The following is a 6,324-nucleotide window of genomic DNA, read 5'->3' on the forward strand; positions in this document are numbered from 1 at the left end:
TCTCTATTGTGAATAACACCAAGTTTAGAAGAGATGAAGACAATCTTTATACCACGGTAGACCTTGATCTGTACACGGCACTACTTGGAGGAGAGATCACGGTAGACACCTTCGATGGCAAAGCTAAACTAAAGGTGAAACCGGAAACTCCTAGCGGCACCCAGGTTAAGCTCAAAGGAAAAGGCTTTCCGGTTTATAAGAAAGAAGGACAAGCGGGCGATCTTTATATCACCTATACTATCAAGATCCCGGCAAACCTAAGTAGTAAGGAGAAAGAATTATTCCAGGAACTCGCTAAATTAAGATAGGTATGCAAGAACAAAAACTTATACCCTTGGAAATACTTTGTGAGCAATACAGACTCGAACTTTCATTCTTTGAAAAATTAGGAGAGTTCGGATTGATAGAATTTACAGTCTATAAAGGCAGTAAGCACTTGCATCAGGATGCCCTGCATCAGATGGAAAAGATCCTTAGGATCCACCGGGAATTACATGTAAATTTAGAAGGCGTGGATGTTGTTATGAATATATTGGAGCGACAGGATCAATTAAGACAGGAATTAATTAGAGTTCAAAACAGATTAAGGCGTTATGAAGAAGATCTTTGATGAGGTTTCATTGAAAGAAACAAACAGAAAATCATTGGCAAATAACATTTTTATGATTATGAAACTTACGCAAGCAGAAATCGTACCATGGGCCTGATCTTTCTATCCTCGTTTCATACCTCTATCACCTTCATTTGTATTGTAGGATTGGCCGTTGTCTTATCTGGGTTTTTATTAAAAAAAATAAAACAACCTACCCTTATTGCCTATATCCTAATAGGTATCCTTATTGGTCAGCACGGCTTTGACATTATTGAGGATGAGTCTACCATGCGCTATATTGGAGAACTCGGAATTATTCTGTTGTTCTTTTTTATAGGTATGGAAATAGACCTGACTTCCTTTATTGGGAACTGGAAACTGGCGGTATTCGGAACCCTTGGCCAATTTATTTTAAGTATAGGGTGTGTATGGGGGATCGGACTGCTGTTCGATTGGAATGCCACCCGCATAATTGTCTTAGGTTTTGTAATTGCTCTCTCGAGTTCGGCAGTGATCTTCAAATTACTGGAGGATAAACAACTGATGAATAAGAAAATAGGGCAAAATGTGTCGAGTATTCTTTTAGCTCAGGATATTGCCATTGCCCCAATACTAATTATTATCTCCATTGTTGGTGGCGAAGACACCTCCGTTAATTCAGTACTCCTTAAGATCCTTGGAGGTATTCTCATACTCTCGGCCATTATTTATATCTATATTAAAAAAGAGATCACCTGGCTACCCTTTAGGAAATCTATTAAAAAAGATCATGAATTACAGGTATTTCTGGCTTTGTTCTTTTGTTTCGCCGGAGCAATGATTGCCGGCCTGTTTGGCATCTCGGAAGCTTTGGGGGCCTTTGTGGGAGGTTTGGTGATGCACGCAGGTAAAGCCACCATATGGATCCACGATGCCATCCACTCCTTCAGGATCCTCTTTGTGGCCATATTCTTTATCAGTATTGGAGCCCAGATCAATATAGAATTTTTAGTAAGCAATTTACTACCCCTCGGATTGGTCCTAATTGCCGTGTATGTGCTCAATCAATTTATAAATACGCTTATCTTAAAGACCTATCATAATTCCTGGAAAGATGCCATTTTCGGTGGAGCCATGCTGGCCCAGATAGGAGAATTGAGTTTTTTAATCTGCATTACTGCCTTTAATCTCAACATTCTTACGGAGTATGCCTATGATTTTACGATATCCCTGATATCCCTTACCATATGTATCAGCCCATTTTGGATAGCTCTTGCGGAAAGAATAAATAAGCGGGGGCAGCTACAGATTGCCAAGGACGAGGTCCTAGAAAAAAATAGAGCCTCTTGAATTGGTACAAGGCCAGATTGTTTAATAAATAGTACAATGGAAAAAGAACAACACTATCTTATTCGCAGCGGCTGGCTGCGAGCTTCAATTCTGGGTGCGAATGATGGCATCCTTTCAACAGCCAGCATAATCATTGGGGTGGCTGCAGCCTCTAGCACCAGAGAGCCTATTGTGTTGGCTGGGGTAGCCGGACTCGTTGCCGGGGCTCTTTCCATGGCAGCCGGGGAATATGTGTCTGTGAGCTCTCAGACCGATATTGAAACCTCCGATATGGAACGAGAAAAAAAGGAACTTAAAGAAACGCCAGAGGCAGAATTAGCAGAACTAGCACTCATCTATGAAGACCGGGGTCTGAGCCCGCAACTTTCTCAGGAAGTGGCTAAACAACTCACAGCACATGACGCGCTTGGAGCCCACGCCAGGGATGAGTTGGGAATAAACAGCATTACCAGGGCACGGCCTATGCAGGCAGCTTTAGCTTCGGGAGCCGCCTTCATCTTTGGCGGAATACTTCCTGTACTTGCTGCCCTATTTCTTCCTGTGGAACCTATGATCTATTGGCAATACGGACTGGCGACCCTTTTCCTGGTAACACTTGGAGCGGTAGCTGCCAAAGCAGGTGGCTCGAGTATTAAGAAAGCCGTGCTGCGAATAACTTTTTGGGGAACGATTGCTATGGGCGTTACCGCCTATATTGGCCATTTGTTTGGAATTTCTTTAGGATAAATACGCTTACTTACGGGCATATAGCAGGGTTTCAGCAAAAAAATTCTTATTTTATTGGCGTTAAGGCATTGAAGAAATCAGAAAACAAATCCTATGACCATGGCTCGATTCATCAAGAAAAAAAAACAGGAAATTGGTTTGTCTCCGGATGATCTGCTTTTCAGAGGGAAGCAAAAGATCAATGAGGTTATCTTGCGCATCATTGATTTTGATGAGAACACGCTGGAGGAAGATGCATTGCGGATTGTAAAGGATGTTCTTAAATACACGGAAAAAGACACCGTAACTTGGTTAAATGTAGACGGCCTGCACAACGCAGCGGTCATGAAAGAGATCGCAGATACCTTTGATCTGGATACGTTAGTCTTGGCAGAGGTGATGCATACACAGGCAAGGCCCCGTGTTTTGGAATATGACAATTGTATTTTGATCTCTGTCAAAATGATGCAACAAAACGAGGATACGGGTCAGATCACTGTGGAAAATCTCAGTTTGATCTTAACAAGCTCTGTTCTTATCTCCTTCCAGGAAAAAAGAGGAGATGTCTTTGAGCCCGTGCGGGAACGCATCCGCAAGCAGAAAAAAAGAATTCGCCACGGGGGAACGGACTATCTGGCTTTTGCCCTGCTCGATATTGTTATTGATAACTATTTATACGTACTCAGCGTACTGGGTGAGAAAATTGAAACGCTGGAAGATAACCTTTTGATCAATCCCAATGAAAAAGTAATCAATGAGATCAATAAATATAAACGCGAATTAAATTTCCTTCGCAAAAGCATTAAGCCTGCCAAAGAAATGATCTTTGTGCTGGCCAAAATGGAATCGGAATTCATCAACGAATCAACCTACGTTCATTTCAAAGAGCTGGAAGATAATATTAGTCAGGCAAATGAAGTATCGGATAGCTACCGGGAAATCCTCTCAGATCAGCTGAACATTTACCACACCACCATCAGCAGTAAATTAAACGATGTCATGAAATTCCTTACGGTGTTTTCGGTCATCTTTATACCACTTACCTTTATTGCAGGGATCTACGGCACCAACTTTGATGTATTGCCAGAACTGCATTATAAATACAGTTACTTTATTATGCTTGGGGTAATGATCATAGTTGCCTTAGGGATGCTGTATTACTTTAAACGCAACAAGTGGTTATAGGCTAATAAATTTTACAAATGGATAAGATGTGTATTTCAAAGGGATTGAGAAAAAGGCAAGGCTACTGCCTGTTTTTGATCTTTTCATGGGTGCTGATGTCATGCAATGGGCAGGCGCCCCAGAAAATATCTTCAACATCTGCATCCAAAGGAGATCAAGTTGTTGGAGGCGGTTGTGATGGCTGCGAACTGATGTATGTAGGTATGCCTGCTCAGCTGCAGGCTGTTGACACCAGTGCGGGCTGGCTCAGTGGAGGTCAGCAGCTGCATATCACAGGAAAAGTGTATGAATACGGCGGGAAAGAACCTGCCTCGGATGTAATTATCTATTACTGGCAAACAGACGATAAGGGATATTATTCCCCTAAAAAAGGGATGGACCCAAGAGCTAGAAGGCACGGCCATTTAAGGGGCTGGGTAAAGACCAGGAAAGATGGGCGGTACGATATCTTTACGGTACGCCCTTCTCCATATCCCAACAACAGTGAACCGGCACATATTCATTTGTCTATAAAGGAACCCACTATTAAGGATGAGTATTATGTAGACGAGTTGGTCTTTGATGGCGACAAATTATTGACGACTTCAAAACGTAAGGCATTAAAAAATAGGGGAGGCAGCGGGATCCTTAGATTACTGCTAGATGGAGATATTCAAGTTGCCGAACACAATATTATACTGGGCCTTAATATTCCCCACTACCCTATTCCAAAAAATACCGAAATAAGTTCCGGACTTGAAATTGGAGAAGACAATCCGTCCTTTACACCTTTTCACGCCTATGGTCCGGACAAGGGAACAAAAACTTGTCCTGTTTGTAAATACGGCAGGTACAATGGCATCATTTACTATGTTGGGAACAAGCCCGATTGGGAGGATATTAAAACCTGGTTGCAGTTCCTGGAATTTGAAAGTGAACGAAGAAAGGCCTATTTAAAAGCCTATTTTGTGTATGGGAACGAAAAGGAGTATAGCCGGGAAAAGAGAGAACGAGAATTAGAAGCCCTGGGGAAGGAATTGAACCTGCAGTACACCGCCCTTACCTATGTTCCTTCCTTCACGGATATTAAAAGCGAAGTGGTGGGAAATAAGATAAATCCGGAGGCAGAAAATACCATTGTGATCTATAAAAACAGTTCCATCATAGACAAATATGTAAACCTGCAACCCAGTGCGGAAAATTTAGCCCGTATTGTAGAGACCCTCGATGCCTCCCAGAACAACCTCTTTGAGCTACCATCGATCTTTGATCATTAAGAACCCATTAATTCTTTTTTATAACCGCTAAACAATGAATAAACTACCGCTAATTCTGATTTTTTTTATACTCTTGGCCTGCGGCGATAAATCGAAAACCAACAATAATGAAGATCTAAAAAAAGAAAAAGATTCAATTATTGCCGACTCACTAACGAGTGAAATAAACAAACTTCAAAAAGAAGGGCATATTAATGGTTTTGCAGTTGCGGTAGTTAACCAAAATGGTACGCTTTACGAACATGGTTTTGGGTACGCCAATGTTAAAACCAACGAAAATTATACGGAGCATACTATCCAAAATATTGCATCCATCTCAAAAACATTTATTGGTATTGCATTGCTGAAAGCACAGGAACTTGGAAAACTAGACCTGGATGACCCGATCAACAAACATTTGCCATTTAAGGTAATCAATCCCTATTACCCCAAAGAACCAATTACCATCAAACAATTGGCCACCCACACATCTACCATCATAGATACGGAATACTATGATACAAAATCCTATGTTTTAAAGGATTCTTTACAAGATTCCAACGTTGAAGGTATGGTTGAGAATTTTAACCCGCCGCAAACCAAAATACCGATACAGGAGTTTTTAAAAAAGATCCTTCAAGACAAAGGAGAACTATATAAGAAAGAAGGCTTTTTAAAATCAAAACCTGGTGAAAAGTTTGAATATTCAAATATTGCAGCAACGCTGGCTGCCGTTGTGCTGGAAAATGCCACCGGTGAAGCTTTTGACACCTTTACTACCAAATATATTCTAGAACCGTTAAACATGTCCTCTTCCGGTTGGTCTTTCGAAAGCGTTGATTTTTCTAAACACAGCAAACTCTATTCGAACCTTCAAACCGAGCTTCCTTTTTATTCGCTTATCACGTACCCCGATGGTGGCATGCTTACTTCTGCACATGATCTGGCCAAGTATTTGACCGAACTCATAAAAGGAAAATCAGGAAATGGCACAATACTGAATAGTAATAGTTATGAAGAATTTTTTTCAGAACAGCTTTCAGCAGAACACTTTACAGAACAGAATAAGGATAACCCCTATAATGATGAATATAATATTGGAATATTCATAGGTCATAGTGGGAATGGAAATATTGGGCATACTGGTGGCGACCCCGGGGTTTCCACCTTATTGTTTTTTAATCCAAAGACCAGTATAGGACGCCTGTTAATAATAAACACCTCGCTGACCAATCAGGAGGGCGTAAATCAGTTTTATGGCATTATGGATAAACTGGG

The 6,324-nt window shown here is 41.1% G+C and carries 7 protein-coding genes; all 7 read left to right on the plus strand.

The genetic code is table 11. The features are described from left to right. Positions 1-308: DnaJ C-terminal domain-containing protein (locus tag WBM49_RS10510; RefSeq protein WP_424372007.1), on the plus strand; the 308-nt coding region annotated here is incomplete at its 5' end. Between the two features lie 2 nt (positions 309-310). Then, positions 311-610, plus strand: coding sequence for a chaperone modulator CbpM (locus WBM49_RS10515; RefSeq protein ID WP_424372008.1), 300 nt, complete (start codon positions 311-313; stop codon positions 608-610). 87 nt (positions 611-697) lie between these two features. Further along, positions 698-1,921, plus strand: a complete 1,224-nt coding sequence (locus WBM49_RS10520) for a cation:proton antiporter (protein WP_424372009.1) — start codon at positions 698-700, stop codon at positions 1,919-1,921. Between the two features lie 36 nt (positions 1,922-1,957). After that, positions 1,958-2,647, plus strand: coding sequence for a VIT1/CCC1 transporter family protein (locus WBM49_RS10525; protein ID WP_424372010.1), 690 nt, complete (start codon positions 1,958-1,960; stop codon positions 2,645-2,647). Between the two features lie 99 nt (positions 2,648-2,746). Further along, positions 2,747-3,811, plus strand: coding sequence for a magnesium/cobalt transporter CorA (gene corA, locus WBM49_RS10530; RefSeq protein WP_424372011.1), 1,065 nt, complete (start codon positions 2,747-2,749; stop codon positions 3,809-3,811). A gap of 17 nt (positions 3,812-3,828) precedes the next feature. Further along, the gene (locus WBM49_RS10535) at positions 3,829-5,067 is read left to right on the plus strand and encodes an intradiol ring-cleavage dioxygenase (protein WP_424372012.1); all 1,239 of its coding nucleotides are present in this window, start codon (positions 3,829-3,831) and stop codon (positions 5,065-5,067) included. Positions 5,068-5,101: 34 nt separating this feature from the next. Then, the coding region (locus tag WBM49_RS10540) for a serine hydrolase domain-containing protein (protein ID WP_424372013.1) at positions 5,102-6,324 on the plus strand (1,223 nt) is incomplete at its 3' end.

Origin of the sequence: Muriicola sp., from assembly GCF_049669965.1 — a bacterium.
GTDB lineage: Bacteria > Bacteroidota > Bacteroidia > Flavobacteriales > Flavobacteriaceae > Muriicola.

Coding starts and splice junctions, on each gene's coding strand:
- WBM49_RS10515 (WP_424372008.1), top strand. CDS start 311: ATGCAAGAACAAAAACTTATACCCTTGGAAATACTTTGTGAGCAATAC.
- WBM49_RS10520 (WP_424372009.1), top strand. CDS start 698: ATGGGCCTGATCTTTCTATCCTCGTTTCATACCTCTATCACCTTCATT.
- WBM49_RS10525 (WP_424372010.1), top strand. CDS start 1,958: ATGGAAAAAGAACAACACTATCTTATTCGCAGCGGCTGGCTGCGAGCT.
- corA (WP_424372011.1), top strand. CDS start 2,747: ATGGCTCGATTCATCAAGAAAAAAAAACAGGAAATTGGTTTGTCTCCG.
- WBM49_RS10535 (WP_424372012.1), top strand. CDS start 3,829: ATGGATAAGATGTGTATTTCAAAGGGATTGAGAAAAAGGCAAGGCTAC.